Raw genomic sequence first — 923 nt, 5'->3', positions numbered from 1 at the left:
GAGCGTCCGGCGCACATCCACTACTTCGTCTCCGCGCCGAATCACCAGCACCTGACCACCCAGATCAACCTGGCGGGCGACCCCTACACCTTCGACGACTTCGCCTTCGCCACCCGCGAGGAGCTGGTGGTGCCGGCCAACCGCATCGAGGACAAGGACGCCATTGCCCAGCGTGAGCTGGACGGCCCGTTCTCCGAGGTGGTGTTCGACATCGAGCTGGCCAAGACCGACAAGCCCGAGCTGCAGCACCGCCACGCCCGTCCGCGGGCCAAGGAAGACGAGCAGGACCAGCACAGCCAGCTGGCCGGCACCGCCAAGGTCTGATCGGGGCATCGCCCCCCTGACATTCCGCCAGGAGCGCCGGCGGCAGGCCGAAGAGGAGGTCCGTGGACCAGGGATGGTCTAGGTAGCCCCCAGGGAAGGGTTCATGGCGCCTCCTCGCAGGCCTGCCGCCGGAAAAGCTCCGACGACAGATACGACAAGATACCGAGGATCTGGATCATGACCACCCAGCTTGATCAACTCGAAGCGCGCGTGCGCGGTGCCGTCGTCGACGACGCCGATAACGGCATCTTCCGCTGCCACCGCAGCATGTTCACCGACCCGGCCTTCTTCGACCTGGAGATGAAGCACATCTTCGAAGGCAACTGGCTGTTTCTGGCCCACGAGAGCCAGATCAGCGAGCCGGGTGACTACTTCACCGTGACCATGGGCCGCCAGCCCGTCGTCATCACCCGCGACAAGCAGGGTGAACTGCACGGCCTGATCAACGCCTGTGCCCACCGTGGCGCCACCCTGTGCCGCCGCAAGCAGGGCAACAAGGGCACCTTCACCTGTCCCTTCCACGGCTGGACCTTCAAGAACGACGGCAAGCTGCTCAAGGCCAAGAACGAGAAGAACGGCGCCTACCCGGACGGCTTCAA

2 protein-coding genes are annotated in these 923 nt (G+C 65.1%); both read left to right on the top strand.

Features of this window, described 5'->3' with window-relative positions; translation table 11 throughout:
* On the top strand, positions 1-324 hold a 324-nt coding region (locus tag ACR80S_RS17140; protein ID WP_463323804.1), incomplete at its 5' end, for a dioxygenase family protein.
* A gap of 177 nt (positions 325-501) precedes the next feature.
* Positions 502-923, top strand: a 422-nt coding sequence (locus tag ACR80S_RS17135) for a Rieske 2Fe-2S domain-containing protein (RefSeq protein WP_435403909.1), incomplete at its 3' end; no start/stop codon positions are given.

Origin of the sequence: Halomonas salsilacus (genome assembly GCF_051216275.1) — a bacterium.
Classification (GTDB): Bacteria; Pseudomonadota; Gammaproteobacteria; order Pseudomonadales; family Halomonadaceae; genus Halomonas.
This window is presented reverse-complemented; position numbering and strand designations above follow the sequence as displayed.